The organism is Stenotrophomonas sp. 14P6.2.3 (assembly GCF_057799055.1).
Genome location: NZ_JBYOLA010000008.1, coordinates 22,304 through 48,149, shown reverse-complemented (window position 1 = coordinate 48,149; position 25,846 = coordinate 22,304). Strand labels below are relative to the sequence as shown.

Below are 25,846 nucleotides of genomic sequence, written 5' to 3'. Positions count from 1 at the left end.
GGACCTTCCATGTTCAAGCTCATCATTGAAACCGCGGTACGCCACCGCTGGCTGGTCGTGGCCCTGGCTGCACTCGTTGCCGCCGTGGGCCTGTTCCAGCTCGGCAAGCTGCCGATCGATGCGGTACCGGACATCACCAACCGCCAGGTGCAGATCAACACCGTGGCACCGGCACTGACGCCCGAGCAGATCGAGCGGCAGGTGACCTATCCGCTGGAAACCGCGCTGGCCGGCATCCCCGGCCTGACCACCACCCGTTCGCTGTCGCGCAATGGCTTCTCGCAGGTCACCGCGATCTTCACCGACGCCACCGACATCTACTTCGCCCGCCAGCAGGTGGCCGAACGCATGCGCGAGGCCGCCGAGGCGCTGCCCGAGGGTGCCTCGCCGATGCTGTCGCCGGTCACCACCGGCCTCGGCGAGGTGTTGATGTGGACGGTGGACTTCACCGCGTTCGACCCTGCGAAGCTGGCCAAGCCGGGCGAAGCAGGCTGGCAGGCCGGCGAGGTCTACCGCACGCCGGAAGGCAATCTGCTGCGCACGCCGGAAGAACGCGCCACCTACCTGCGCACCGTGCAGGACTGGATCATCGCGCCGCAGATGCGCTCCAGCCCCGGGCTGGCCGGCGTGGACACCGTCGGTGGCTACGTGAAGGAATACGGCGTGCATCCGGACAGCGCGCGGTTGGCCGCGCATGGCCTGGGCCTGGCCGATCTGGTGACGGCCCTGCAGCGCTCCAACGTGCAGGCCGGTGCCGGCTTCGTGCAGCGTGCCGGCGAAGGCCTGGTGGTGCGTGCCGATGGCTTGGCACTGACCACCGACGATCTGGCACAGGCGCCGGTGGCCACCCGCAATGGCGTGGTGGTACGGGTGTCCGATGTGGCCGAGGTCGAACTGAGCCGCGCACCGCGCCTGGGTGCGGCCAGCCGCAACGGCCATGAAGCCGTGCTCGGTACCGCGCTGATGATCGCCGGCGGCAACAGCCGCACTGTGGCCCAAGCCGCCGCCGCGCGCCTGGAACAGGTGAACAAGTCGCTGCCGGCGGACATCGTGGCGGCGCCGGTGCTGGACCGCAGCGTGCTGGTCAATTCCACCATCAAGACCGTGGCCAAGAACCTCACCGAGGGCGCGCTGCTGGTGGTGGTGGTGCTGTTCCTGCTGCTCGGCAACCTGCGCGCAGCGACGATCACCGCACTGGTGATCCCGCTGTCGTTCCTGTTCGCGGTGATCGGCATGAACCGCTTCGGCATCAGCGGCAACCTGATGAGCCTGGGTGCGCTGGACTTCGGCATCCTGGTGGATGGCGCGGTGATCGTGATCGAGTCGACGCTGCTGATGCTGGGCCAGCGTCGTGCCGAACTGGGCCGTGCATTGACCGCGATGGAACGCCTGCGCGTCGCGGCCGATTCGGCGCGCAAGATGGCACGACCGGCAGCGTTCGGCCAGCTGATCATCCTGCTGGTGTTCGCACCGATCCTCACCCTGGAAGGCGTGGAGGGCAAGACGTTCCACCCGATGGCGGCGACCTTCATGCTGGCCCTGGTGGGTGCCTTCATCTTCTCCTTCACCTTCGTGCCGGCGATGGCCGCACTGATGGTGCGCGAGCCGAAGCTGAAGGAAGGCGAGGCACACAGCGATGATGGCGAGCACGAAACGAAGCTGATCCGCGTGCTGCGTGGGCGCATCGAGCCGATCATCCGCCAGGCCGTCGCGCGGCCGCGGTCGGTGGTGGCGGGTGCGGGCCTGATGCTGCTGGTGGGTATTGGTTCGTTCGGCCTGCTCGGTCGCGAGTTCATGCCTACCCTGGATGAAGGCAACGTGGCGATGCAGGCACTGCGCGTGCCGTCCACTTCACTGGAGCAATCGCTGGCGATGCAGCTGGCGCTGGAAAAGGCCATTGCCAAGCAACCGGAAGTGGAAACGGTGTTCTCGCGTACCGGTACCGCCGAAGCGGCGATCGACCCGATGCCGACCAACATTTCCGACAGCGTGATCGTGCTCAAGCCACGTGCGGACTGGCCCGATCCGAAGCTGGGCAAGGAAGCGCTGGTGGCCCGCTTCGAAAAGCTGGCCGGCCAGCAGCTGGGCAACAGCTTCGAATTCAGCCAGCCGATCGAACTGCGCTTCAACGAGCTGATTTCCGGCGTGCGCACCGATCTGGCGGTGATGATCTTCGGCGATGACTTCAGCCAGCTGCAGAAGGTGGCCGACCAGGTAGCGCTGAAACTGCGTGCGGTGGAAGGCGCGGCCGATGTGCGCGTGGAGCAGATTTCCGGCCTGCCCACGCTCAACGTCAAGATCGACCATGTGGCAGCGGCGCAGTACGGATTGACCGCCGCGGACGTCAGCGATGCGCTGTCCACCGGCATCGGCGGCACGGCGGCCGGCAAGATCTTCGAGGGCGACCGTCGCTTTGACGTGGTGGTGCGGCTGGACGACACCGCACGCAACGACCCGGATCAGCTGGCCTCGCTGCCGATCGCCACACCAGCCGGTGTGGTGATTCCGCTGTCCTCGGTCGCGCGCATCAGCGTCAGCGAAGGGCCGAACCAGATCAGCCGCAACAACGGCAGCCGCCGCGTGGTGGTGCAGGCCAACGTGCGTGGCCGCGATCTCGGCGGCTTCGTTGGCGAGGCGCAGACCGCCGTGGCCGAGGTGGCGCTGCCGCCGGGTGCGTACCTGACCTGGGGTGGCCAGTTCGAGAACCTGCAGCGTGCGGAAAAGCGCCTGGCCACGGTGGTACCGGTGGTGTTCCTGCTGATCGGCAGCCTGCTGTTCATGGCCCTGCGCAGTGGCAAGGAAGCCATTCTGGTGTTCAGCTGCGTACCGCTGGCGCTGGTCGGCGGCATCCTCGCCCTGCTGCTGCGCGGCATGCCGTTCTCGGTGTCGGCAGCGGTGGGCTTCATCGCGGTGTCCGGCGTGGCCACGCTCAATGGCCTGGTGCTGATGCAGGCGATCCGTGAGCGCCTGGACGCCGGTGACATGCCGATGATGGCCGCGATCAATGGTGCGTCCAGCCGTATCCGCGCGGTGCTGACCACCGCACTGGTGGCCATCGTCGGCTTCATTCCGATGGCGATCGCCAGTGGTTCCGGTGCGGAAGTGCAGAAGCCGCTGGCGACGGTCGTGATCGGCGGCTTGATCACCGCCACGGTGCTGACCCTGCTGGTGCTGCCGACCTTTGCTGCGCGCGTGGCGAAGGTGCGGACGGCGGGGTGAGGTGAGAGGGGGTCGGAGCCCTTTCCGCGGGAAAGGGATCCGACCCCGCGCCCGGGTCGGACCCCCGCCACCGGCGGGGCTCTGACCCGATCACACGGCGGCTCAGGCCTTCTTGCGCTCGGCGATATACGCCTGGATCTGTTGCTCCAGTACCGGCAACGGCACCGAGCCCTGCTTCAGCAGCGTGTCGTGGAAGCCTTTGATGTCGAACTTGTCACCCAGTTCCTTCTCCGCCTGCGCGCGCAGGCGCACGATGGCGATCTCGCCGAGCTTGTAGCTCAACGCCTGGCCAGGCCAGGAAATGTAGCGGTCCACTTCGGTGGTCACTTCGTGCTCGCTCAGCGCCGTGTGGTCACGCAGGTAGGCCAGCGCCTGCTCGCGGCTCCAGCCCTTGCTGTGCACGCCGGTGTCGATCACCAGGCGCGTGGCGCGCCACATCTCGTAGGTCAGGCGACCGAAATCCTCGTACGGGGTTTCGTAGATGCCCATTTCCACGCCCAGCTTCTCGCAGTACAGCGCCCAGCCTTCGCCATAGGCGGAGATGTAGGCATTGCGGCGGAACTCCGGCAGGTTCTTCTGCTCGGCGGCGATGGCACCCTGCAGTGCATGGCCCGGATCGGATTCGTGCAGGGTCAACGCCGGCAGGTTGTACAGCGGGCGCGACGGCAGGTTGTAGGTGTTGAGCCAATAGGTGCCCATGCCACCCCGGCCGGCGGTCCAGAACGGCGCGATGTCCGGCGGCACCGGCACGATGGTGAAGCGCGCACGCGGCAATGTCATGTACTTGCCGAGCTGGCCATCGGCCCGCTTGGAGATCCATGCGGCACGCGACAGCAGTTCTTCCGGCGTCTTGGCATAGAACTGCGGGTCGGTACGCAGGAAGGTCAGGAACTCGGCAAAGCTGCCCTTGAACTTCACCTGCTTGATGATGTCGTTCATTTCCTTCTGGATGCGTGCCACTTCATCCAGGCCGATGCGGTGGATCTCGTCCGGCGACAGGTCCAGCGTGGTGTATTCGTGGATCTGCTGCTTGTAGTACGCCTTGCCGTCGGGCATCGCTTCGGCGGCGAGGGTGGTACGCGCCTGCGGAACGTATTCGTTGACGAAGAACGTGCGCAGCTGCTGGAACGCCGGCACCACCTTGCCGCTGATCGCCGCGCGGGCCTGTGCCTGCAGCTTGGCCTGCTCGGCAGCCGGGACGGTGTTGGGCAGCTTCTTGAACGGCGCGTACAACGGCGATTCGGTTGGATCCTTCAGTTCGGCGACGGTGGCGATGGACACCTCGCGGCCATCGAGCACCGCACGCGGCACGCTGAAGCCGCGCTTCAGGCCGGCGCGCATGTTGTCGGTCTGCTGGTCGAAGTAGCGCGGCACATCATTCAGGCGCGCGATGTAGTTCTGGTAGTCCTGCACGCTCTTCATCTCGCGCCGGGCCATGAAGGACAGGTTCGACCAGAACGAGGAGTCGGCGTTGAACGGCATCTCGTAGCCGCGCAGGCGCACTTCTTCGGCCAGGTTGAACACCTGGTCGCGGTAGATCGCGTAGTTGACCTGGTTGTCGGGCGACAGGGTCTTCGGGTCGATTTTCTTCAGCGCGGCCAGGGTCTCGTCCCATACCTTCAGGCGCGCCTGCTGCGCGGCCGCGCCGACGTCGGGCATGCGGGTGGCGTTGGCCGGGGCGTCTTCGTCCTCGCTGGCTTCGCCGCCGCCGTCCTGGCGCCACTTCCATTCCTTCTCGTACAGCGCGCGGAAGGCGGCGTCGGCGGGCGATTCAGTGGCCACGCTGGCCGGCGCGGTGGCAGTGGGCGGTGCGGCCAGGGCCACGGCAGGGGCGGACAGGGCGATCAGCAGGGCTACGGCAAGACGGGTTTTCACGAGCACAGGTTCCCGGGAAGGCAGACCCCGATCATGGCACCCCGCACCACACATGGCATGGGACGAAGGTCCTGCCTGCAGCGCAGGCAGGACCGGGAACGGCCGCAGGCCGGGACCCCAGCGCCGAAGGCGCGAGGTAGCGCGGGGCCATGCCCCGCGAGCGCGCAGCGCGGCCGACGTTGGCCACCATCCCACAGCCGCCGGGCATGGCCCGGCGCTACCGATGCACTACCCAGGCAGGACCGGGACCCCAGCGCCGAAGGCGCGCGGTAGCGCGGGGCCATGCCCCGCGAGCGCGCAGCGCGGCCGACGTTGGCGGTCATCCCACAGCCGCCGGGCATGGCCCGGCGCTACCGATGCACAGCGGTGCCGACCAAGGTCGGCATCTACCAACGTCTCAGTGGCTGGCCTTGTCCCGCTTCCAGCCGCGGTGCTTGATGTCCAGCTGCAGGCTGTACAACGCGGTGAACGCAGGGAACAGGTTCTGCAGCACGCCCACCGAGTCCTGCTTGGCCGAGAACAGGAAGTAGCTCAGCGTCATCAGGCTGCCGACCACGCTCATGTACCAGAACAGGCGCGGGATCACCGGCTTGCCGGCGCGCTTGGAAGCAACGAACTGGACCAGCCAGCGGCCGCCAAACATCAACGCACCGGTGTAGCCGATCAGCTTCCAGCCGGTCACATGCAGGCCGGTCCAGTACAGCCAGGTCAGCGGCTGGTCCAGCCAGTGCAGCGCCAGGCCCATCATCGCTCTTCCACCGCGGTGCGCTTGCTGCGGGTGATCAGCCAGGCCACGCCACGCAGGTCGCGGATGCCGACCAGCGCGCGGCCGAGGTTGTTGTACTTGGACACACCCGCAGTGCGGTGGCGATGATTGACCGGCACGCTGGTGGTCGTCCAGCCGGCGCGCTGCATCAGTGCCGGCAGGTAGCGATGCATGTGGTCGAAGTACGGCAGATCGAGGAAGGCGTTGCGCTCGAACAGCTTGATGCCGCAGCCGGTATCGGGGGTGTCATCGCGCAGCATGCGCGCGCGGATGGCGTTCGCCCACTTGCTGGCCCAGCGCTTGCTGCCGCTGTCCTGGCGGTTGACGCGCCAGCCGGCGAACAGCTTCACCTGGGCATCGGCGGCACCGCGGGCCTGCAGCAGCTTGGGGATGTCGGCCGGATCGTTCTGGCCATCACCGTCGAGGGTGGCGATCCACGGTGCACGCGCATGCTTGACGCCGGTACGTACCGCGGTGCTCTGCCCGCTCTGAGAAACGTGGTGCAGCACCCGCAGTTCCGGCGTGGTGGCCTTCAGGCCCTGCAGCACGGCCAGGGTGTCATCGCGCGAATGATCGTCGATGTAGACGATCTCGAACGGCAGCCGGCCGCGCAGTGCAGCGGTGATTTCGGCCACCAGGGGCGCGACGTTGTCGCGCTCGTTGAATACTGGGACGACGACGGACAGCTCGGGTTGGCTCATGGGGGGACTCGGCCAAGGAGGGACAAAGACCGCGCATTTTCCGACGCCGAGGTTATCCGAAGATGAATCCGGCAGTGTGAGGATGCGTTCTCACGCGCGATCAGCAAAATACTCGCGGCACCACTGCACCACCGGCGGCAGGCCCTGTTCGATCGGCATGACCGGTTCGTAGCCAAATGCGTCATGTGCGCGCCGGGTATCGGCCATCGTGCGTACCATGTCGCCCGGCTGCATCGGCTTGTAGACCTTCTGCGCGGGGCGACCAGCGGCCTGCTCGATCACGCCGATGAAGCGCTCCAGCTCGACCGGCGTGTGGTTGCCGAGGTTGAACACCCGGTGCGGCACCGGACCATCAGCCGGGTGCGCGAGGGCGCCGAGAATACCGGCAACGATGTCGGAGACATGTGTGAAGTCGCGCTGCATGCGGCCTTCGTTGAACACATCGATCGAACGACCGGCCAGCACCGCGCGCGAGAACAGCAGCGGCGCCATGTCCGGCCGGCCCCACGGGCCGTACACGGTGAAGAAGCGCAGGCCGGTAGCATGCAGGCCATACAGCTGCGCGTAGGTGTAGGCCATCAGTTCATTGGCGGCCTTGGTTGCTGCGTACAGCGAGCGCGGCTGGTCCACGCGCTGGTCTTCGGAGAACGGCGGCGTAGCCGAATCGCCATACACCGAACTGCTGGATGCATACACCAGATGCTGCACGCCACGGTGGCGGCACAGCTCGAGCATGTTGACGAAGCCGACCAGATTGCTGTCGACGTAGGCGTGCGGGTTTTCCAGCGAATAGCGCACGCCGGCCTGTGCGGCCAGGTGGATCACCGCCGTCGGCTGTATTTCGTCGAACAGCGCGGCCAGGCCGTCGCGGTCGGTCAGGTCCAGCGTGCGCAGGTCCAGCGTCGGGCACAGTGCGGCCACGCGGTCGCGCTTGATCTGCGGGTCGTAGTAATCGTTGAAGTTGTCCAGGCCGACCACGGACTGACCCGCATCAAGCAGGGCACGCGCGGTGTAGGCACCGATGAAGCCGGCTGCGCCGGTAAGCAGGATGGTCATTGCGATGGGCCTGGAATTCAGCGGTCAATTCAACGGTTACAGAGTCTGATGGTACGCGCAGGGCCTAGAACAGGCCGAAACGCTTCTTGGCCACATTGGTGCGCCCCGGCTGGATGACATCCTGGATGTTCTTCGCATCGAAGCGGTCCAGCAGGGTTTCCGAATCCTTCTTCAGCTTCAGATCCATCTCTTCCGGGTACAGCGGCACGATCGCCATGAATTCGATGGTCTTGCCGTCTTCCAGCTCCAGCGTGCCGAAGTCGTCCGGAGTGGTGACCGGCGGCAGCACGATGGCGCCATCGAATCCCACGCCCGGCGCATAGGGCTCGGACGGATGACCGTTGGGAATGGTGTGGCCGAAGCCCAGCCAGGTGTCGTACTCATGCGGCAGCCGTGCCAGCGTCTTCAACAGGCGCACCGGCCAATAGTTGCGTTCGTCCTCGAAGGCATCCTGGGTGATCGGCCAATCCGCCGGCAAGGTCACCATCAGTTCCATGTGCCGGGGGGCGTCCACCTCATCGGGCACGGCCATCGGCAGATCGCTCATGCCCGAGGTCACCAGGCGCAGGTACGGACACGCGTCGGTGGCCGGCACTACATGCACGTCGATGTGCACGATATCGGAGATGATTTCGTGGAAGACGCCGGAGATCGGGCCCAGATGGCGCTCGATGTAGGCGCTGATCGCCTCGATGTGTTCTTCGCCGTGGGCCGGGGTGAAGTCCTTCTCGCGGCTGTGCACGAGAATCGGGCTGCCGCCCGGGCTGACGTCGTCGATTTCAATGGTCATGTCCTGCTCCCTGGATGAGCCACGGGGCGGAGCGGGCCCACCCTGCGGTGGACGATACGACCTCCGGCACGCGCGGCGGTGCGTTCCCTGCAATCGACGGAGCACGGCAGGAACAGGCCGTGCGCCCATGAAACTGCGCCGGGGTCAGCCCTGGCGCGTGCGCAGCCGCTCCAGCACGCCATCGAGCGTGTCCAGGTTGGCGTAATGGATGATCAGCTTGCCCTTGCCACCGCGGCCATGGTTGATCGCAACGGAGGTGCCCAGCACTTCGGACAGCTCGGTCTCCAGCGAGGCGATATCGGCCTGCTGCACCTTGGCCACCGGCTGCGGACGGTTGCTCGGCACCTTGCCGGCGGCGAACGCCTGCGCACGACGCTCGACCTCGCGCACCGACCAGCCCTCATCGGCCGCTTCCTGGGCCAGCTTGCTGGCCAGTTCCGGGGCCAGGGTCAGCAGCGCGCGGGCGTGCCCCATCTCCAGCCGGCGCGTTTCCAGCAGCAGGCGGATGGCGATCGGCAGCTCCAGCAGGCGCAGCAGGTTGGACACCGCCGCGCGCGAGCGGCCAACGGCCTCGGCGGCCTCGGCATGGGTCAGGGTGAATTCGCTGATGAGGCGCTGCAGCGCTTCGGCTTCTTCCAGCGGGTTGAGGTCTTCACGCTGGATGTTCTCGATCAGCGCCATCGCGATGACGGTGCGGTCTTCCAGCTCGCGCACCACCACCGGCACTTCGTCCAGGCCGGCCAGCTGCGAGGCGCGCCAGCGACGTTCACCGGCGACGATTTCGAAGTTGCCTGCCGGCAGCTGGCGCACCAGGATCGGCTGGATCACGCCCTGCGACTTGATCGAGTCGGCCAGTTCGGACAGCTTGCCCTGGTCCATCTCGCGACGCGGCTGGTACTTGCCCGGCTGCAGCTGGCCTACCGGCAGCTTGCGCAGCACCTCACCGGGCAGCGGCTCGATCACCGCCGTGCTGGCCTGCACCTGGCTGACCGCGCCCTTGGGCCCCAGCAGGGCGTCCAGGCCGCGGCCGAGGCCACGCTTCTTGGCGGCAGGCTTGCTGGTCATCAGACGGTCTCCACGGCCTTGGTGGCCTTGTTGCGTTCGTTGTTGCGGCGGATGATCTCGCCGGCCAGGCCGAGGTAGGCCACGCCGCCACGCGAAGCACGATCGTAGCCGACGATGCTCTGGCCATGGCTGGGCGCCTCGGCCAGGCGCACGTTGCGCGGCACGATGGTGCGGAACACGCGGTCACCGAAATGCTCGGTGAGCTCGGCCGACACGGCATTGGCCAGGTTGTTGCGCACATCGAACATGGTGCGCAGCACGCCTTCGATCTCCAGCGCCGGGTTGAGGTTGGCGCGCAGCGCTTCGATGGTTTCCACCAGCGCGCTCAGGCCTTCCAGCGCGTAGTACTCGCACTGCATCGGCACGATCACCGAATCGGCGGCGGCCAAGGCGTTCAGGGTCAGCAGCGAGAGCGCCGGCGGACAGTCGATCAGGATGTAGTCGTACTCGTCGCGGATCGGCGCCAGCGCGCGCTTCAGGCGCTGCTCGCGCTCGCTCTGCGCCATCAGCTGGATCTCGGCCGCGGTCAGGTCGATGTTGCCCGGCAGCAGGTCGTAACCTTCGGCGGTCTGCACGCGGACGTCGGCAGCGCTGGACTCGCCCAGCAGCAGATCGTAGGTGGAGGAGACCAGCTCGCGCTTGTCCACGCCACTGCCCATGGTCGCGTTGCCCTGGGAATCCAGGTCGACCAACAGCACGCGCTTGGGTGCGTTGGCCAGGGAAGCGGCCAGGTTGACGGCGGTCGTGGTCTTGCCGACGCCACCCTTCTGGTTGGCGATGGCGATGATGCGGGCCATGCGGGTGTGCCTCGTCGACGTGTGCTGGGACCGGTCATTATGCGTACAACCGGGCCCGTGCGGAAATCGTGGATCGCCAACCGCTTGTTCCACAAGGGGGTGGCGGCGGGGTTCAGGGGCCTGTGACGGTGACCAGATGGCGTTCGCCGGCCAGGCCGGGCACGCTCAGCGGGACCACCTCGCTCACCTGCCAACCGGCCGGCAGCGCTGCGATCTCTTCATGCGGGTAGACGCCCTTCATGGCCAGCAGCACGCCACCGGGGCGCAGCAGGTGGCCACCGACGCGGACGATGCCGGCCAGGGTGTCCATCGCGCGCGCGGTCAGCTGATCGTAGCTGCCCGGCTCGGCCAGCGCTTCGGCGCGCGACTCGGCCACGCGGGCATTGCCCAGGCCAAGCTGGCGCACGGCCTCGCGCATGAAGCGGGCTTTCTTGCCGTTGCTTTCCACCAGGGTGACCTGCAGGCCCGGGCAGGCGATCGCCAGCGGGATGCCCGGCAACCCGGGGCCGGTACCGAGGTCGGCAAGGCTGCCATCGGCCACGAACGGCTGCATCGCCAGCGAATCAAGCAGATGGCGGGTGACCATTTCCTGCGGATCGCGGATGGCGGTGAGGTTGTAGGTGCCGTTCCAGCGGTGCAGCAACGCCAGGTAGCGCAGCAGCGGCGGGGCCAGCTCGGCGGCCAGGCCCATGCTGGCCAGGCCCTGCTGCAGCGTGGACGCTACGCCGGCGGGAAGATCGTGTTCGCTCATTGCAACATTATCGCCGGTTTTCACTGCAGATTCGGCGATTCACTGCGGATACCAGGCCAATGCGGCGCGGAACTGGCCACTGGCCTGCCACTCGTGCAGGTGCCAGCGCGCCGCCTCGCCCAGTTCCGGGTCGCACCAGCGCAGGTGCAGCGCGCCATCGGCGGCCGGGGCCAGCTGCAGGCGGTGCAGGCCAAAGGAAATGCCCTGCCCGTGCGCCTTCAGCATGGCTTCCTTGGCGCACCACACGCGGAAGAACCAATGCTCGCGGTCGGCCTCGTCCAGGCCCTGCAGCCAGACCACTTCGTCGGGATGGAAGAAGCGCTGGATGATTTCCAGCATGCGCGGGCGCGGCCGCAGCAGTTCCAGGTCCACGCCCAGCCGTACGCCCTCGCCCAGCGCCACCAGCAGCACCTCGCCGCTGTGGCTCCAGCCGGTGCCGTAGTGGGCCAGCGCGCCGCTCAGCTCGGGGCGGCCCTTGTCATCGCGCAGCAGCGGCAGCGCATCCGGCTCGCCGCCCAGGGCCTGTGCCAGCACCTGCCGGGCCTGCGGCTCACCGCGCTGACCGGGCACGTGCGGGCAGCGCCACACGGTGACCGGGCCAAACCGCCAGGGGCCGTCGAGGGTGGCTGGCAGGCTCATCCGCACGCGGCCGTCACGGGATTGCACGACGGGTTCACAGCGTTGCGCGTCAACTGTGCTCGGTTATCCACCGGAGAGTCGATCATGGGAATCATCATCTGGCTGATCGTCGGCGGCATCGTCGGCTGGCTGGCAAGCATCATCATGAAGCGCGATGGCCAGCAGGGCATCATCCTCAACATCGTGGTGGGCATCGTTGGCGCACTGATTTCCGGCTGGCTGTTCGGCGGCGGCATCAATGAAGCGATCACCCTCCGCACGTTCCTGTTCTCGCTGATCGGCGCGGTGATCCTGCTGGCGATCGTCAACCTGTTCACCCGCAAGAGCATACGCTGACGCGGAACACCGCTTGAATACGGGGCCCGGCAATCGCCGGGCCCCGTTCGTTCAACCCAACTGCACCCACGCCGGTGCATGGTCGCTGGGGCGTTCCCAGGTGCGCGGCTCGCGGTCGATGCCCGAGGCCACCACACTGCTCTTCAGTGCATCGGAGACCAGATTCAGGTCGATGCGCAGGCCGAGGTTGCGGCGGAAACCGGCCGCCCGGTAATCCCACCAGCTGAACGTGCCGACCTCGTCGTTGTGCAGGCGGAAGCCGTCGTGCAGGCCCAGCTGCAACAGCTTGGCCAGCGCACCGCGCTCGGCGGTGGAGGTCAGGATGTGGTTCTCGTTCCAGACCTCGGGGTCGTGCACGTCGCGCGCATCAGGGGCGATGTTGAAGTCGCCCATCACGATCAGCTTCGGATGCCGCTGCAGTTCTTCGGCGATCCACGCATGCACCGCCTCCAGCCAGCGCAGCTTGTACTCGTACTTGTCGGTGCCGATGTCCTGGCCGTTGACCACATACAGGTTGATCACCCGCAGGTCGCCGAAGGTGCCGGCGATGACCCGCTTCTGCTCGTCCTCGAAGCCGGGAATGCCGATCTGCACGTCCTGCGCCGGCTCGCGCGACACCAGCGCCACGCCGTTGTAGGTCTTCTGGCCGGCGAACACGCTGCGGTAACCGGCGGCGACCAGCGCCGAATCCGGGAACTTGTGGTCCTCCAGCTTGGTTTCCTGGATACCGACGATGTCCGGGCCGAAGTCCTTGAGCCACTGCTCCAGGTGCGGCAGGCGGACATTGAGCGAATTGACGTTCCACGAGGCGATCTTCATGGGGGCATTCTACCCGGGTGGCCGGGATGGGGGTCGGCCCGGCTTCCCGTGTAGAGCCGAGCCCACGCTCGGCTGCTTCTGCCTGGACCAGCCAAGAGCAGCCGAGCGTGGGCTCGGCTCTACGGGAATGCGTCACCGGAATGGCTTCACCGCAGCAGCAACCTCAACAACCCGGCAATCTTCGAATACGGCGGCCGCAGCCGGTCACTGGCCGCCCAGCGCGACTGCCACAACACCGGCAACAGTTTGCTCATGGCATCGAACCCCGCCTGCCCGTGATACGCGCCCATGCCGCTGGCGCCAACTCCCCCGAACGGCAAACCATCAGCGGCGAAGTGCAGCAGCGTGTCATTCACCGTCACCCCGCCCGCCAGCACCTGGCCGAGGATGCGCTCCACCGTCGCGCGGTCGTGGCTGAAGGGATACAACGCCAGCGGCCGGTCGCGGGCCACGATGTCGGCCAGCGCCGCATCCAGGTCCGGATACGCCCGCACCGGCAGGATCGGGCCGAAGATCTCCTCGCGCATCAGGTCCAGGTCATCCGGCGGGTCCAGCACTACCGTTGGCACCAACAGGCGCTCGCGGTCGGCGCGCGCCTCATCCACCTGCGCCAGCGCAATCACCGGCACGCCACGTTCGCGTGCCTGCGCCAGATAGCCCTGCAGGCGCCGGTACTGGCCTTCGTTGATGATCCGCGTGTAGTCACCCGCATCGCTGAAATCGCCGTAACGCTCGCGCACCTGCTGCTGCAGCGCCTGCACGAATTCGCGCTGGCGCATGCTGTCGATCAACACGTAGTCCGGCGCGATGCAGGTCTGGCCGGCGTTGAACCACTTGCCGGTGGCCAGCCGCGCCGCGGCTTTATCCAACGGAAAATCGCGGCAGACGATGGCGGGCGACTTCCCGCCCAGCTCCAGCGTGAGTGGCACCAGATGTTCCGCCGCCGCCGCCATCACCTTGCGGCCGACCGCGGTGGAACCGGTAAACACGAGATGGTCCAGCGGTAGCGAAGACACCGCCGCCGCCACGTCCGCCCCACCCTGCACCACCGCCACGCGCTCGGGCGGAAACACGCCGGCCAGCAGATCGGCCAGGAACGCACTGGTGCGCGGTGTGTGCTCGGAAGGCTTCAGCAGCACATGGTTGCCGGCGGCAATCGCAGTGGCCAACGGCACCAGCGCCAGCGTGACCGGGTAGTTCCACGGCGAGATCACCCCGACCACACCCAGCGGTGTCGGCCGCAGCTGCGCGCGGGCTGGCCACAGCTTCCAGCCTGCAGACGCATGACGCGGCTTCGACCAGCGTCGCAAGTGGCGGCGCAGGTGATCGATGGCCGACAGCACGCTCATGCCATCGGCCAGTTTCGATTCAACGTGGGCGCGGTGGCCGAAATCCTCGGCAATGGCCGCAGCCATGTCGTCCATGCGCTCCTTCAACGCCTCGCGCAGGCGGCGCAGGTCGGCTTCGCGCTGGTCCAGCGAAGGACGCTGGGCCTGCCACGCACTGCGCAGGGTGTGCAGGATGGCGGGGAGGTCGGCGGCTGAGATGCTCATTCCGCGACTATACGGCGTGCGCACGTGAGGCGGCGGTCTCGATGGGGTCAGAGGGCGTGTGGCTTCGGATGCTTGTCAACCGCGATGACGGCATTGAGCGCTGTCTGTTCGCGTCTGCGGAGTTTTGTGCCGCGCGTTGCGCGGTCGCCGAGCATGGCTCGGCGCTACAGGGAAACGAAAAGGCCGTGGTCTGCACCACGGCCTCTCCTTCATCCAATGAACATCACTCCTACTTGGTGATATCCACGTTCTTCGTCTCGCGCAGGAACAGGCCACCCACCACCACCGACATCAGCGCGATGATGATCGGATACCACAGGCCGTAGTACAGGTTGCCGGTACCGGCCACCAGCGCGAACGAGATCGCCGGCAGGAAGCCACCGAACCAGCCGTTGCCGATGTGGTACGGCAGCGACATCGAGGTGTAGCGGATGCGGGTCGGGAACAGTTCGACCAGATAGGCGGCGATCGGGCCGTAGACCATGGTCACGTACAGCACCAGCAGCCACAGCATGAAGATCGTGCCGGCGATGTTGATGCGCGAGCCATCAGCCTTGGCCGGGTAACCCGCAGTGACCAGTGCGCCCTTCAACTCCGCGCCGAACGCATCGGCCTTGGCCTTGCCGTCTTCCTTGCTCAGGCCGGCCGCTTCATACGAGGTCACGCTGGCGCTGCCAACGTTCACCATCGCCAGCGAGCCGGCGGCGGCGGGCTGCACGTCATACGGCACGCCGGCCTTGGTCAGCGCAGCGGTAGCCACGTCACAGGAGCTGGTGAACTTGCGCAGGCCAACCGGATCGAACTGGAACGAGCAGGTGTTCGGATCGGCAACCACGAGCGCCGGCGAGCTGCTGCGGGCTTCTTCGATGGCCGGATTGGCGAAGTGGGTCAGGCCCTTGAAGATCGGGATGTAGGTGACGGCGGCCAGCAGGCAGCCGGCGAGAATGATCTTCTTGCGGCCGATACGGTCGGACAGCCAGCCGAAGAAGATGAAGAACGGCACGCCCAGTGCAAGCGCGGCGGCGATCAGCAGGTAGGAGGTGGTGGCATCGACCTTCAGCATGCTGCTGAGGAAGAACAGCGCGTAGAACTGGCCGCCGTACCACACCACCGCCTGACCGGCAGCAGCACCGAGCAGAACCAGCAGCATCAGCTTCAGGTTGCCGCCCTTCAGGCTGTCACGGAACGGCGTCTTGGAACCCTTGCCTTCGGCCTTCATCTGCTGGAACAGCGGAGATTCGCTGAGCTGCAGGCGGATCCACACCGAGATGCCCAGCAGCACGATCGAGACCAGGAACGGAATGCGCCAGCCCCACGCCTCGAAGGCCTCGTTGCCGAGGAAGTAGCGGCAGGCCAGGATGATCAGCAGCGACATGAACAGGCCCAGCGTGGCGGTGCACTGGATGAAGCTGGTGTACAGGCCACGCTTGTCGGCCGGTGCGTGTTCGGCCACGTAGGTGGCAGCGCCACCGTACTCGCCGCCCATCGCCAGGCCCTGGGCCAGACGCAGCACGATCAGGATTACCGGTGCGGCGAAGCCGATCGAGGCGTAGTTGGGCAGCACACCGACCAGGAAGGTCGAGATGCCCATGATCAGGATGGTGACCAGGAAGGTGTACTTGCGGCCGATGCGATCGCCGAGGCTGCCGAAGAAGGCCGCGCCGAACGGTCGCACGAAGAAGCCGGCAGCAAAGGCCAGCAGGGCGAAGATCATGCCTGTGGTTTCATTGACGCCACTGAAGAACTGCTTGGCGATGATCGCCGCAAGCGAGCCATACAGGAAGAAGTCGTACCACTCGAAAACGGTGCCCAGGCTGGATGCGAAGATGACCTTCTTGTGTCCCTGGGTAAGTTGGGCTTTCGCCGGTGCAGGTGTTGTGGACATGGGACGCTTCCCCTCTGTAGGTGCCGACCTTGGTCGGCACGCAGTCTTGGTAGATACCGACCATGGTCGGCACTCAATCTCGGTAGGTGCCGACCGTTGGTCGGCACTCATTTAAAAACTGTATTTCGTCGTGAACTGCAGACGGGTGATGTCGCCCTTGTTGCCGTTCTCGATCTCGCGCTTGCCGTACATCAGCTCGGCACCGACATCGACCTTGGGCATCGGCGAATAGAAGATGTTGCCGCGGATGCTCTGCACGCTCTTGGTCACCAGCGGGCCGAGGATGCTGTCGTTGTCGTAGTCGCTGCGCGCGTAGATCAGGTTGGTGCGCAGCTTCGGCGAGAACGCATGGCGCCAACCGACGTAGCCGGCGATCACACCGGTCGGGTTGAGTTCGTCGCGTGCCACGTCATAGGCCGAATCGGCGGTGATGCCCAGGCCGATGTAGCGGGCGATACCCTCGCCACCGGTGAACTGGTAGTGCAGCGAATCGCTGTCACCCATCACCCACTTGCCGCCCAGGGTCAGGCCACCGGCCACCTTGTCAGCCTTGGCACCGGTGGTCTGGTTGTCGACCTTCAGCTGGCGGACCACACCACCGACACCGAAGGTGCCCCAGTCACCCTTCCAGCCGTAACGCAGGGTCAGGTCCGGCAGGCTGCCGCGATCGGAGTTGGCGCTGGCGTTGGTCCAGGCGCCGGTGACCGGATTGCGCGTGCCGGTGAGGGTGGTGGTTTCCGGATTCTCCAGCGCGACGCTGAAGCCGCCCTTGGTGTAACGCAGCTGGGCCTGGCGCACGAAGATCACGCCATCGGTCGGACCGACGAAGTCGACCGCTTCCGGCAGCGATGCCGCATCCATGAAGTTCGACCAGGTCTGGCCGGCCATCCAGTTGTTCCAGTACATGTACGCATGGCGCAGGGTCACGCCATAGGTGTTGGTGGCAGTCTGGTTGCCCAGCGAATTGCCGAAGAAATCCATCTCGAAGAACGCGCCGGCCTTGTTGCCCGACTCGCTGACGTTGTCGATGCCCAGGTTGAAGCGCGAGAACTTGGCGTGGGCGTTGTAGTCCACGTCCGAGCGCTTGCCGCTGCCGCCGGCACCTTCCACCGGTGTCTGCCCGGGCAGGTACAGCGCGCGGCCGGTGGCATCGTCGGCCAGCTGGCCATCGCTGGTCTGGGTGGCCAGGAAATCGGCCTTGATGAAGCCGCCGATCTTGACCGTGGTACCCGGCGCGGCGCCGGGGGTAATGGTGGTGACCTGGATCGGCTGCTTGCCGGCAGGCACCGCCGGCTTCTGTTCGGCCTGCAGCGTGCGGACGTCGGTGACCGCCTGCTGGGTCTGCACGATCTGGGTCTGTTGCTGCTGTTGCGACGCCAGCAGCGCCTGCACCTGCCGCTCCAGTTCGGCGACGCGTGACTCCAGTGCCTTCTCTTTGGCGGTCTCGGCGAACGCCATGCCCGGTGCGACCAGGGCGACCAACAGGCAGGCCGCCAAAGGTGTGCGCACGGCTTTCAACGTACGGTGGCTCATGTTGCCCTCTCTCCCAAGTGGCAAGGTGATGCCGCGCGTGGGGCACGGTCGAGCCGAGACTGCGGGGCGTTTGCACGCACCGGCTATTGGCCATTGGTCGAACCCGGGCCTGCAGGGGCCCGACTTTCGACCAAGGTCTAACCGAAGTGGTGACGCGACCGGGGGTGGATGGGGCAAACTGAGGGGGAACGGCTGCGGCAATGCTGCGGCTGCACACACAAAGTCAACGTGCAAGTGAGGGTGCCATGGCTGATCTCTACCCCGTCGATCCGCAGTTCGCCGCCAAGGCGCGTATCGACAAGAACTCCTATGAACAGCAGTACCAGGCCTCGGTGTCCGATCCGGATGCGTTCTGGGGCAAGGCCGCCGAGCGGCTGGACTGGTCGCGCAAGCCGACCAGAATCAAGAACGTCAGCTACGACCTGGCCGACTTCCACATCAAGTGGTTCGAAGATGGCGAGCTCAACGCCAGCGTGAACTGCCTGGACCGCCAGCTGGAAAAACGCGGCGACAAGACCGCCCTGCTGTTCGAGCCGGACAGCCCGGATGCGCCGGCCCAGCACGTGACCTATCGCGAGCTGTACGAGCGCACCTGCCGTCTCGGCAACGCGCTGCGCAACCTGGGCGTCAAGAAGGGCGACCGGGTCACCATCTACCTGCCGATGATCGTCGACGCTGCCGTGGCCATGCTGGCCTGCGCGCGCATCGGCGCGATCCACTCGGTGGTGTTCGGTGGCTTCGCACCGAACTCGATCGCCGACCGTGTCAGCGACTGCCAGAGCAAGCTGATCATCACCGCCGACGAAGGCCTGCGTGGTGGCCGGAAGATTCCGCTGAAGGCCAACGTCGATGCGGCGCTGAAGCTGCCCGGCACCAATACCGTGGAAACCGTGCTGGTGGTGCGCCATACCGGCGGCGCGGTAGACATGCAGGCCCCGCGCGACCGCTGGTTCCATGACGTGGTCGACAGCCAGCCGGCCAGCTGCGAACCGGAACCGATGAACGCCGAGGATCCGCTGTTCATCCTCTACACCTCCGGTTCCACCGGCAAGCCGAAGGGCGTGCTGCATACCACCGCCGGTTACCTGCTGTACGCGGCCTACACCCATGAAGCGGTGTTCGACCTGCGCGAGGACGACATCTACTGGTGCACCGCCGACGTCGGCTGGGTCACCGGCCACAGCTACATCGTGTACGGCCCGCTGGCCAATGGCGCGACCTCGCTGATGTTCGAGGGCGTACCGAACTACCCCGATACCTCGCGCTTCTGGAACGTGATCGACAAGCACAAGGTGTCGATCTTCTACACCGCCCCCACCGCCATCCGCGCGTTGATGCGCGAAGGCGAGGAGCCGGTGAAGAAGACCTCGCGCGCGTCGCTGCGCCTGCTTGGCAGCGTCGGCGAACCGATCAATCCGGAAGCCTGGCGCTGGTACTACGAGGTGGTCGGCGACAGCCGTTGCCCGATCGTCGATACCTGGTGGCAGACCGAGACCGGCGGCATCCTGATCTCGCCGCTGGCCGGCGCGATGGATCTGAAGCCGGGTTCGGCCACCCTGCCCTTCTTCGGCGTACAGCCGGCCCTGGTCAACGCCGATGGCGAGATCAAGGACGGCCCGACCGAAGGCAACCTGATCATCCGTGACTCCTGGCCGGGCCAGATGCGCACGGTGTACGGCGACCACCAGCGCTTCATCGATACCTATTTCCGCACCTACCCGGGCAGCTACTTCACCGGTGACGGCTGCCGCCGCGATGAAGACGGCTACTACTGGATCACCGGCCGCGTGGACGATGTGATCAACGTATCCGGCCACCGCATCGGCACCGCCGAAGTGGAAAGCGCGCTGGTCTCGCATCCGAAGGTGGCCGAGGCCGCCGTGGTCGGCTTCCCGCACGACGTGAAGGGCCAGGGCATCTATGCCTACGTCACCCTGGTCGCGGAAGAGGCGCCGAGCGACGAGCTGCAGAAGGAACTGGTCGCCTGGGTGCGCAAGGAAATCGGCCCGATCGCTACGCCAGATCATCTGCAGTGGGCGCCGGGCCTGCCGAAGACCCGTTCGGGCAAGATCATGCGCCGCATCCTGCGCAAGATCGCCGAGAACGCGCCGGACCAGCTCGGCGACACCTCGACCCTGGCCGATCCGTCGGTCGTGGCCTCGCTGGTGGACGAACGCAAGGTCCGTTGATGACGTGAGCGCGGGCACAGGACGCGCCACGAACGTGGCCGGGAGGAGGGACCCGGCCATGTTCAACCCGTCCTGTGCCAGCCATCACACCGCCCTTTTTCCTGATCGATAAGCTCGACCCATGACCACCCTCCTGATTGCCGATGACCATCCGTTGTTCCGCGAAGCCCTGCGGGGTGCCGTGCAGCGGGTCATTCCGGGCGTTCAACTGTTCGAGGCCGACAGCGTGGAAGCGTTGTATGCACTGGCCGACCAGCACAACGACGCCGACCTGGTCCTGATGGATCTCAACATGCCCGGCGCACAGGGCTTCAACGCGCTGGTGCACATGCGCTCGCTGCATCCGCACCTGCCGGTGGTGGTGGTCTCCGCACGCGAAGAAGCCACGGTGATGCGTCGCGCACTCGACCACGGCGCACTGGGCTTCATTCCGAAGTCCGCTGATTCGGACACGATCGGCCATGCGCTCGGCACCATCCTCGATGGCGAGACCTGGGCGCCGCCGGAAGCACACAACGTGCCGCCGACCGGCAGCGAAGAACGCGAAGTCGGCCAGCGTCTGCGCGAGCTGACCCCGCAGCAGTTCCGCGTGCTGCAGATGCTCGGCGCGGGCCGCTTGAACAAGCAGATCGCCTACGACCTCAACGTCTCCGAAGCAACGATCAAGGCGCACGTCACCGCGATCCTGCGCAAGCTGGGCGTGACCAACCGCACCCAGGCGGTGCTGATGGCCGGCAAGCTGGCGATCGACGACGACGCCATCGTGCTGCCGCCGGAAGAAGACTGATCGTGACGAACTTTGGAGCCGAGCATGGGCTCGGCTCTACAGACTTCATGATGCATTTGTAGAGCCGAGCCCACGCTCGGCTGCTCTTCATCCGAGTACCGAATCAGCCCAGCAAGGGCCATCGACTCCAGGCATACGGGTACTCCCCAATGCACGTAGCCAGTCCAGCGCGCACCGGATTGGCCGCAATGTAGGTCGCCTGCGTGCGCAGGCATTCATCACTGCGCAGTGCATGATCGTAGTACCCCGGCTGCCAGATCGGCGCGTTGGCATCAACGCGCCTGCCGACGGACCTTCCACTCCTGGACTTCAGGATCTGCATGCAGCCGGCTAGCGTGCCGGTACGTAGTTCGAACAGCCAATGCAGATGATCCGGCATGACCACCCAGGCGAGGGATAAGGTCCGACCGGTCCGCTCAACGGTGCGCAATGCCTCTATCAACAGCTCAACGTTGGCCTTGCCACTGAACCAGGGGCGACGCGCATGCGTCACCGTGGTAAGCGCATAGGCATTGCCAGTATGCGACCAGCGACCATAACGGAGTGCGGGACTGGCCATACGGGAAGACTACGGCGCAGCAGAGGATCTCTACATCAGCGAAATGCTGCGCTGCATGTCAGCCATTGCCCCAATGTAGAGCCGAGCCCATGCTCGGCAGCTTCATACGTCAGCCGAGCATGGGCTCGGCTCTACAGGTATCCCTGCTTACGCGACACCGTGCAGGTGTTCGTACAGGATCGTCGCACCGATGATCACCAGGATCACGCCACCGATGATTTCGGCGCGCTTGCCGACCATGCTGCCGAGCACGCGGCCCAGCATGATGCCGGCGGTGACCATGGTCAGCGTGCACAGGCCGATGACTGCGGCCATCACCCCGATATGCACGTCCATGAAGGCCAGGCCGATGCCGACTGCCATCGCGTCGATGCTGGTGGCGAAACCGGTCAGTGCCAGCTTCCAGAAGCCATGGTGCTGCGCCGGATCTTCATCGTCCTCGCCGTTATCCGGACGCAGGCCGTTGTAGATCATGTGGATGCCCAGCGCGCCGAGCAGGCCGAAGGCGATCCAGTGGTCGAACGCTTCCACGTACTGCAGAGCGGCACGGCCGAGCAGCCAACCGATGATGGGTGTGATCGCCTCGATGACGCCGAAGATGATGCCGGCGCGCAGCGCATCACGGAACACCGGCTTGCGCATGGCTGCACCCTTGCCGATCGCAGCGGCGAAGGCATCGGTGGACATGGCAAAGCCGATCAGGAGGATCGAAATGGGGGACATTGGCGGCTGCTGAGGTCGGGCAAGGACGGACGCACGGCCTGCGCTCGCGCCCAACCTGATGTTGCGCGCGCGGGCCGCTGGTCTCGCCAACCATCATGGTTGTCCACGCCACGGCGCACTGGCCGAGTATGTTGACGTGGACGATTCCTGCGTAGGAATCCGGCTACTCCCCAAGGGGACGCGAAGCTTAGCACCGCGATCTGCGCGTGGCGCATTTCCAGCGAAACGCGCAGGCAGGGCTGGTTTTTATAGCGAAGGCTATATATGAGCCGCGCTTCGCGCAGGAGCCGAGCATGGGCTCGGCTCTACAGTTGCCCATCAGGCATCGCCGTTCCGGGTATCCCGCAGTGCGCCCAGGAACGCGCGCAGCGACGCCGGCTTGATCGGCTTGGTCAACAGGCGATAGCCTCGCTCGCGCGCCATCCGCTTCAGTTCATCGCGGCCATCTGCGGTAAGCAGCGCACCGGGCAACGGATAGCCCGCCGCCTCACGCAATGCCACCAGCGCATCCAGGCCATCCATGCGATCGTGCAGGTGGTAGTCCACCAGCATCACCTGCGGACGCTCGGCGATCTTCTGCAGCGCCTGGTCCACCGTCGATGCGGTGATCACCTGCACCTGCCAACGCCCCAGCAGCGCGCGCATGCCATCGAGGATCTCCTCGTCGTTGTCCACGCACAGCACGCGCAGGCCCGCCAGCGAATCGCTGCGGACCGGCGGTGCCGTCGCCGCCAGGGTGACCGCATCGGTATATCCCGGCAGTGGCGCCACCCGCGGCAGGATGATCGAGAACATCGAACCACTGCCGACCCGGCTGCGCGCGTTCAAGCGATGATCGAGCAGGCGCGAGATGCGCTGGCAGATCGACAGGCCCAGTCCCAGGCCCTGCTCGCCCCAGTCGAACGGCTGCTGGTAGCGATGGAACTCGTCGAAGATCTGCCGCATGTGATGCTCGGGAATGCCGGGGCCGGTATCCCACACCTGCAGTTCCACTTCATCGCCGCGCTGGCGCACCGCCAGCACGATGCGGCCCTGCCGCGTGTAGCGCAGCGCATTGGCAAGGAAGTTCTGCAGTACACGGCGCAGCAGGCGACGGTCGCTGCGCACCCAGGTGGTACGCGCGAACAGATCCAGGCGCAGCCCACGTCCGGCCGCAACCGGTGTGTACTGCGCGGCCAGCTCGCGCATCAGCGCACTGACATCGAATTCGCCGATCACCGGATGCAGGCCGCCGGCATCCAGCCGCGACACGTCCAGCAGGCCATCCAGCAGCTCCTCGGCCGCGCGCAGCGACGCATCCACGCGTTCGGCCAGATGCCGTTGCTCGTCGCTGACATGATCGCTGTCGCGCAACGCCGATGCGAACAGCCGCGCAGCGTTCAACGGCTGCAGCACGTCATGGCTGATCGCGGCCAGGAAACGGGTCTTCGACTGCTGCGCGACTTCCGCAACATGCGAGCGCTCGGCCACGCGCTGCTCCAGCGTTTCGTTGGCTTCCAGCAGCGCGCGTTCGGCGTGCTTGTAGTCGGTGATGTCGTTGTAGCTGGTGACATAGCCGCCGCCAGGCAGTGCCTGGCCACGCATTTCGATCACCTTGCCGTCGCTGCGGGTGCGCTCGAACACATGCGGCGAACCGGCGCGCATGTAGCCGATGCGGCGGTTGATCTGCAGTTCGATATCGCCCTCGCCCAGCTCACCACGCTCGGCGTTGTAGCGGATCAGATCGGCCACCGGGCGACCCACGTAGAGCATGCCGTCGGGGTAGCCGAACATGTCCTGGTAGCGGCGGTTCCAGGCGGTCAGGCGCATGTCCGGGTCGACCACGCTGACCCCGGCGCTGATGTTTTCCAGCGTGGTCGACAGGATTTCGCGATTGAAGCGCAGTTCCTGTCCCGCTTCGTCCAGCACCGCCACCACTTCGCCCAGGTCCATGCCCGAACCGCGCAGCAGGCTGGTGAGCAGCAGGCGCGCGGAGGCCGCGCCGATCGACGCGGCCAGCAGGCGTTCGGTGAACTGCACCCATGGCCGGTCAGCCGGTGCCGAGGACTGCAGCTCGCGCCCCAGCGACTGCGCCTGTTCGAAGAACGAGCGCCGCGCATGGCGTTCACCGACCACACGCGAGGCCAGCGCCAGCAGATCGCCGACGTGCACGTGACCCGGCCACCCGCCCGCCACTGAAGGCCGCTCGGCATAGGGATCGAGGAAGGGTGCAGCACGCAGGCGCTCATCCACGCCCGGACGCCAACGCGCCGATACCAGCATCATCGTCGCCGCGTTGACCAGCAGCGACCAGAACGTACCGTGGGTCAGCGGATCCCAGCCGGTCATGCCGAACAGCTGCTGCGGGCGCAGCCAATCGATGCCGAACGGACCATGCTGCACCCAGCCCGCATCCATCCAGCCGGCCATCGTCATCGCCGGCAGCAGCAGGGTGTACAGCCAGGTAGCGAAGCCGAGCAGCATGCCGGTCTCGACGCCACGACGGCTGGCGCCGCGCCAGTACAGGCCACCGATCAGGCCCGGCGCGAACTGCGCCACCGCGGCAAAGGCCATCAATCCATAGGAGGCCAGCGTGCTGTCGTTGCTGCTGCTGCGGTAGTAGCTGTAGGCCATCAGCGCCAGCAGCAGAATCGCCAGGCGGCGGATCCACAGCACGCGCGAAGCGACGTCAGCCGCTTCCTGGTGATCGCCACTGCGACGCAGCAGCACCGGCATCACCAGGTCGTTGCTGACCATCGTCGCCAGCGCGATGGAAGACACGATGACCATGCCGGTGGCGGCGGAGAAGCCACCGATATAGGCGATCAATGCCAACGCGTTGCGGCCCTCGGCAAGCGGCAGAGCCAGCACCATCGAGTCGTCGGCCACGCCGCTTCCGGTACCGAACAGGCTGACGCCGGCGGTGGCGATCGGCAGCACCATCGCCGAGATCAGCACCAGGTAGCCACCGAACATCCAGCGCGCGCGGCGCACATCGCGCACGTCGCCGCACTCGACCACTGCCACGTGGAACTGGCGCGGCAGGCAAATGATGGCGAGGAAGCTGAGCAGCGTCTGCGACAGGAAACCCACCGGTGGCAGGCCGGTGAACAGCGTATGCACCGACTCCACCACCGCCTCGTTACGGTCGCTGAGCCAGACATAGGCGAACACGCCCACCGCCACCATCGCCACCAGCTTGATCACCGATTCCAGCGCGATCGCCAGCATCATGCCGTGGTGGTGTTCGGTGGCATCGACCTGGCGGGTGCCGAACAGGGTGGCGAACAGCGCCATCAGCAACGCCACATACAGGGCCGGGTCGCTGAAGAACCCGGTCGGCCCGGTGTTGCCGGTCAGTACCTGCAGGCTCATTGCCACCGCTTTGTACTGCAGAGCGAGGTAGGGAATGATGCCGATCAGCGCGATGATCGCCACCAGCGCCGCCAGCCGCCGCGAGCGGCCGAAGCGCGAGGAAATGAAGTCGGCGATGGAGACCACGTTCTGGCTGCGCGCGATCAGCGCCAGGCGCTCGATGATGCGCCAGCCGAACAGCAGCAGCAGCAGCGGACCGATGTAGATCGGCAGGTAGCCCACGCCGTTGCGCACGGCGGTACCGACTGCGCCGTAGAAGGTCCACGACGAGCAGTACACGGCCAGTGCCAGGCTGTAGACGACCGGTCGCAGCCACGGCCGGTCCGGGTACATCGGCCGACGGTCGCCCCACCACGCCACGCCGAACAGCAGCGCGGCATAGGCAACCGAGACCAGCAGCAGGATCCAGCTGGAGACCAAGCGCGTGTTTCCGTCAGAGCAGGGGCCAG

Annotated in this window: 20 protein-coding genes and 1 riboswitch; of the genes, 4 read left to right on the top strand and 16 right to left on the bottom strand. The window is 66.2% G+C overall.

From position 1 onward, the window contains the following. Positions 1–9 precede the first annotated feature (9 nt). Positions 10–3,219, top strand: a complete 3,210-nt coding sequence (locus tag AC27VL_RS08565; protein ID WP_488766037.1) for an efflux RND transporter permease subunit — start codon at positions 10–12, stop codon at positions 3,217–3,219. Positions 3,220–3,321: 102 nt separating this feature from the next. Here the strand turns inward: AC27VL_RS08565 and AC27VL_RS08560 are convergent, their stop codons facing one another. The 9 genes from AC27VL_RS08560 to AC27VL_RS08520 form a co-directional block, all read right to left on the bottom strand. Continuing rightward, entirely contained in the window at positions 3,322–5,094 is a 1,773-nt protein-coding gene (locus AC27VL_RS08560; RefSeq protein ID WP_488766036.1) for a DUF885 domain-containing protein, read from the bottom strand. Positions 5,095–5,491: 397 nt separating this feature from the next. Continuing rightward, on the bottom strand, positions 5,492–5,839 hold the full coding sequence (locus AC27VL_RS08555; RefSeq protein ID WP_032973852.1) for a lipid-A-disaccharide synthase N-terminal domain-containing protein: 348 nt from the start codon (positions 5,837–5,839) through the stop codon (positions 5,492–5,494). Beyond that, on the bottom strand, positions 5,839–6,561 hold the full coding sequence (locus tag AC27VL_RS08550) for a glycosyltransferase family 2 protein (protein ID WP_100554023.1): 723 nt from the start codon (positions 6,559–6,561) through the stop codon (positions 5,839–5,841). The genes AC27VL_RS08555 and AC27VL_RS08550 overlap by 1 nt, the downstream gene beginning before the upstream one ends. A gap of 90 nt (positions 6,562–6,651) precedes the next feature. Further along, the gene (locus AC27VL_RS08545) at positions 6,652–7,617 is read right to left on the bottom strand and encodes an NAD-dependent epimerase/dehydratase family protein (protein WP_488766035.1); all 966 of its coding nucleotides are present in this window, start codon (positions 7,615–7,617) and stop codon (positions 6,652–6,654) included. Between the two features lie 64 nt (positions 7,618–7,681). Next, a complete protein-coding gene (locus tag AC27VL_RS08540; RefSeq protein ID WP_488766034.1) occupies positions 7,682–8,407 on the bottom strand; it encodes a suppressor of fused domain protein in 726 nt (241 codons plus the stop codon). A 144-nt stretch (positions 8,408–8,551) separates the two neighbouring features. Continuing rightward, positions 8,552–9,472, bottom strand: coding sequence for a ParB/RepB/Spo0J family partition protein (locus AC27VL_RS08535; protein ID WP_089237881.1), 921 nt, complete (start codon positions 9,470–9,472; stop codon positions 8,552–8,554). Continuing rightward, the gene (locus tag AC27VL_RS08530) at positions 9,472–10,269 is read right to left on the bottom strand and encodes a ParA family protein (protein ID WP_025878788.1); all 798 of its coding nucleotides are present in this window, start codon (positions 10,267–10,269) and stop codon (positions 9,472–9,474) included. Before AC27VL_RS08530 ends, AC27VL_RS08535 begins: the two co-directional genes overlap by 1 nt. 112 nt (positions 10,270–10,381) lie before the next feature. Next, positions 10,382–11,020 carry a 16S rRNA (guanine(527)-N(7))-methyltransferase RsmG gene (rsmG, locus tag AC27VL_RS08525; RefSeq protein WP_488766033.1) on the bottom strand — a complete coding sequence of 213 codons (639 nt, stop codon included), beginning with the start codon at positions 11,018–11,020 and terminating at the stop codon, positions 10,382–10,384. A 39-nt stretch (positions 11,021–11,059) separates the two neighbouring features. After that, positions 11,060–11,659 carry a 4'-phosphopantetheinyl transferase family protein gene (locus AC27VL_RS08520; RefSeq protein WP_089237883.1) on the bottom strand — a complete coding sequence of 200 codons (600 nt, stop codon included), beginning with the start codon at positions 11,657–11,659 and terminating at the stop codon, positions 11,060–11,062. A gap of 84 nt (positions 11,660–11,743) precedes the next feature. On the opposite strand from AC27VL_RS08520, the gene AC27VL_RS08515 reads away from it, so the two are divergent. Beyond that, complete coding sequence (locus tag AC27VL_RS08515) at positions 11,744–11,995, top strand: GlsB/YeaQ/YmgE family stress response membrane protein (protein WP_025878785.1); 252 nt, start codon at positions 11,744–11,746, stop codon at positions 11,993–11,995. A gap of 51 nt (positions 11,996–12,046) precedes the next feature. Here AC27VL_RS08515 and xth read toward each other — a convergent pair whose 3' ends face one another. From xth to AC27VL_RS08495, 4 genes are all read right to left on the bottom strand, one after another. Further along, positions 12,047–12,814, bottom strand: coding sequence for an exodeoxyribonuclease III (gene xth / locus AC27VL_RS08510; RefSeq protein WP_488766032.1), 768 nt, complete (start codon positions 12,812–12,814; stop codon positions 12,047–12,049). A gap of 146 nt (positions 12,815–12,960) precedes the next feature. Then, positions 12,961–14,367 carry a coniferyl aldehyde dehydrogenase gene (locus tag AC27VL_RS08505; RefSeq protein ID WP_488766031.1) on the bottom strand — a complete coding sequence of 469 codons (1,407 nt, stop codon included), beginning with the start codon at positions 14,365–14,367 and terminating at the stop codon, positions 12,961–12,963. Positions 14,368–14,596: 229 nt separating this feature from the next. Next, a complete protein-coding gene (locus AC27VL_RS08500) occupies positions 14,597–16,252 on the bottom strand; it encodes an MFS transporter (RefSeq protein WP_488766030.1) in 1,656 nt (551 codons plus the stop codon). A gap of 111 nt (positions 16,253–16,363) precedes the next feature. Next, positions 16,364–17,785, bottom strand: coding sequence for a DcaP family trimeric outer membrane transporter (locus tag AC27VL_RS08495; protein ID WP_488766029.1), 1,422 nt, complete (start codon positions 17,783–17,785; stop codon positions 16,364–16,366). 245 nt (positions 17,786–18,030) lie between these two features. Between AC27VL_RS08495 and acs the strand changes: the two genes are divergently transcribed. Both acs and AC27VL_RS08485 read left to right on the top strand, forming a co-directional pair. Next, positions 18,031–19,974, top strand: a complete 1,944-nt coding sequence (acs, locus tag AC27VL_RS08490) for an acetate--CoA ligase (protein ID WP_100554030.1) — start codon at positions 18,031–18,033, stop codon at positions 19,972–19,974. A gap of 121 nt (positions 19,975–20,095) precedes the next feature. Beyond that, a complete protein-coding gene (locus AC27VL_RS08485; protein WP_006477308.1) occupies positions 20,096–20,761 on the top strand; it encodes a response regulator transcription factor in 666 nt (221 codons plus the stop codon). 103 nt (positions 20,762–20,864) lie between these two features. Here the strand turns inward: AC27VL_RS08485 and AC27VL_RS08480 are convergent, their stop codons facing one another. The 3 genes from AC27VL_RS08480 to AC27VL_RS08470 all read right to left on the bottom strand — a co-directional run bounded on the left by AC27VL_RS08480 (position 20,865) and on the right by AC27VL_RS08470 (position 25,817). Beyond that, positions 20,865–21,320 carry an REP-associated tyrosine transposase gene (locus AC27VL_RS08480; protein WP_100554031.1) on the bottom strand — a complete coding sequence of 152 codons (456 nt, stop codon included), beginning with the start codon at positions 21,318–21,320 and terminating at the stop codon, positions 20,865–20,867. A gap of 147 nt (positions 21,321–21,467) precedes the next feature. Further along, positions 21,468–22,043 carry a manganese efflux pump MntP gene (locus tag AC27VL_RS08475; protein WP_100554032.1) on the bottom strand — a complete coding sequence of 192 codons (576 nt, stop codon included), beginning with the start codon at positions 22,041–22,043 and terminating at the stop codon, positions 21,468–21,470. 88 nt (positions 22,044–22,131) lie between these two features. Beyond that, a riboswitch (yybP-ykoY riboswitch) is annotated at positions 22,132–22,221 on the bottom strand. A 140-nt stretch (positions 22,222–22,361) separates the two neighbouring features. Beyond that, the gene (locus AC27VL_RS08470; protein WP_100554033.1) at positions 22,362–25,817 is read right to left on the bottom strand and encodes a hybrid sensor histidine kinase/response regulator; all 3,456 of its coding nucleotides are present in this window, start codon (positions 25,815–25,817) and stop codon (positions 22,362–22,364) included. Positions 25,818–25,846 lie beyond the last annotated feature (29 nt).

Excerpts from the sequence above, each read along its gene's own strand:
- AC27VL_RS08540 (WP_488766034.1), bottom strand. The coding sequence starts at position 8,407 with ATGACCATTGAAATCGACGACGTCAGCCCGGGCGGCAGCCCGATTCTC.
- AC27VL_RS08520 (WP_089237883.1), bottom strand. The coding sequence starts at position 11,659 with ATGAGCCTGCCAGCCACCCTCGACGGCCCCTGGCGGTTTGGCCCGGTC.
- AC27VL_RS08545 (WP_488766035.1), bottom strand. The coding sequence starts at position 7,617 with ATGACCATCCTGCTTACCGGCGCAGCCGGCTTCATCGGTGCCTACACC.
- rsmG (WP_488766033.1), bottom strand. The coding sequence starts at position 11,020 with ATGAGCGAACACGATCTTCCCGCCGGCGTAGCGTCCACGCTGCAGCAG.
- AC27VL_RS08550 (WP_100554023.1), bottom strand. The coding sequence starts at position 6,561 with ATGAGCCAACCCGAGCTGTCCGTCGTCGTCCCAGTATTCAACGAGCGC.
- AC27VL_RS08485 (WP_006477308.1), top strand. The coding sequence starts at position 20,096 with ATGACCACCCTCCTGATTGCCGATGACCATCCGTTGTTCCGCGAAGCC.
- AC27VL_RS08500 (WP_488766030.1), bottom strand. The coding sequence starts at position 16,252 with ATGTCCACAACACCTGCACCGGCGAAAGCCCAACTTACCCAGGGACAC.
- AC27VL_RS08530 (WP_025878788.1), bottom strand. The coding sequence starts at position 10,269 with ATGGCCCGCATCATCGCCATCGCCAACCAGAAGGGTGGCGTCGGCAAG.
- xth (WP_488766032.1), bottom strand. The coding sequence starts at position 12,814 with ATGAAGATCGCCTCGTGGAACGTCAATTCGCTCAATGTCCGCCTGCCG.
- AC27VL_RS08515 (WP_025878785.1), top strand. The coding sequence starts at position 11,744 with ATGGGAATCATCATCTGGCTGATCGTCGGCGGCATCGTCGGCTGGCTG.
- AC27VL_RS08475 (WP_100554032.1), bottom strand. The coding sequence starts at position 22,043 with ATGTCCCCCATTTCGATCCTCCTGATCGGCTTTGCCATGTCCACCGAT.
- acs (WP_100554030.1), top strand. The coding sequence starts at position 18,031 with ATGGCTGATCTCTACCCCGTCGATCCGCAGTTCGCCGCCAAGGCGCGT.
- AC27VL_RS08505 (WP_488766031.1), bottom strand. The coding sequence starts at position 14,367 with ATGAGCATCTCAGCCGCCGACCTCCCCGCCATCCTGCACACCCTGCGC.
- AC27VL_RS08495 (WP_488766029.1), bottom strand. The coding sequence starts at position 17,785 with ATGAGCCACCGTACGTTGAAAGCCGTGCGCACACCTTTGGCGGCCTGC.
- AC27VL_RS08480 (WP_100554031.1), bottom strand. The coding sequence starts at position 21,320 with ATGGCCAGTCCCGCACTCCGTTATGGTCGCTGGTCGCATACTGGCAAT.
- AC27VL_RS08565 (WP_488766037.1), top strand. The coding sequence starts at position 10 with ATGTTCAAGCTCATCATTGAAACCGCGGTACGCCACCGCTGGCTGGTC.
- AC27VL_RS08555 (WP_032973852.1), bottom strand. The coding sequence starts at position 5,839 with ATGGGCCTGGCGCTGCACTGGCTGGACCAGCCGCTGACCTGGCTGTAC.
- AC27VL_RS08535 (WP_089237881.1), bottom strand. The coding sequence starts at position 9,472 with ATGACCAGCAAGCCTGCCGCCAAGAAGCGTGGCCTCGGCCGCGGCCTG.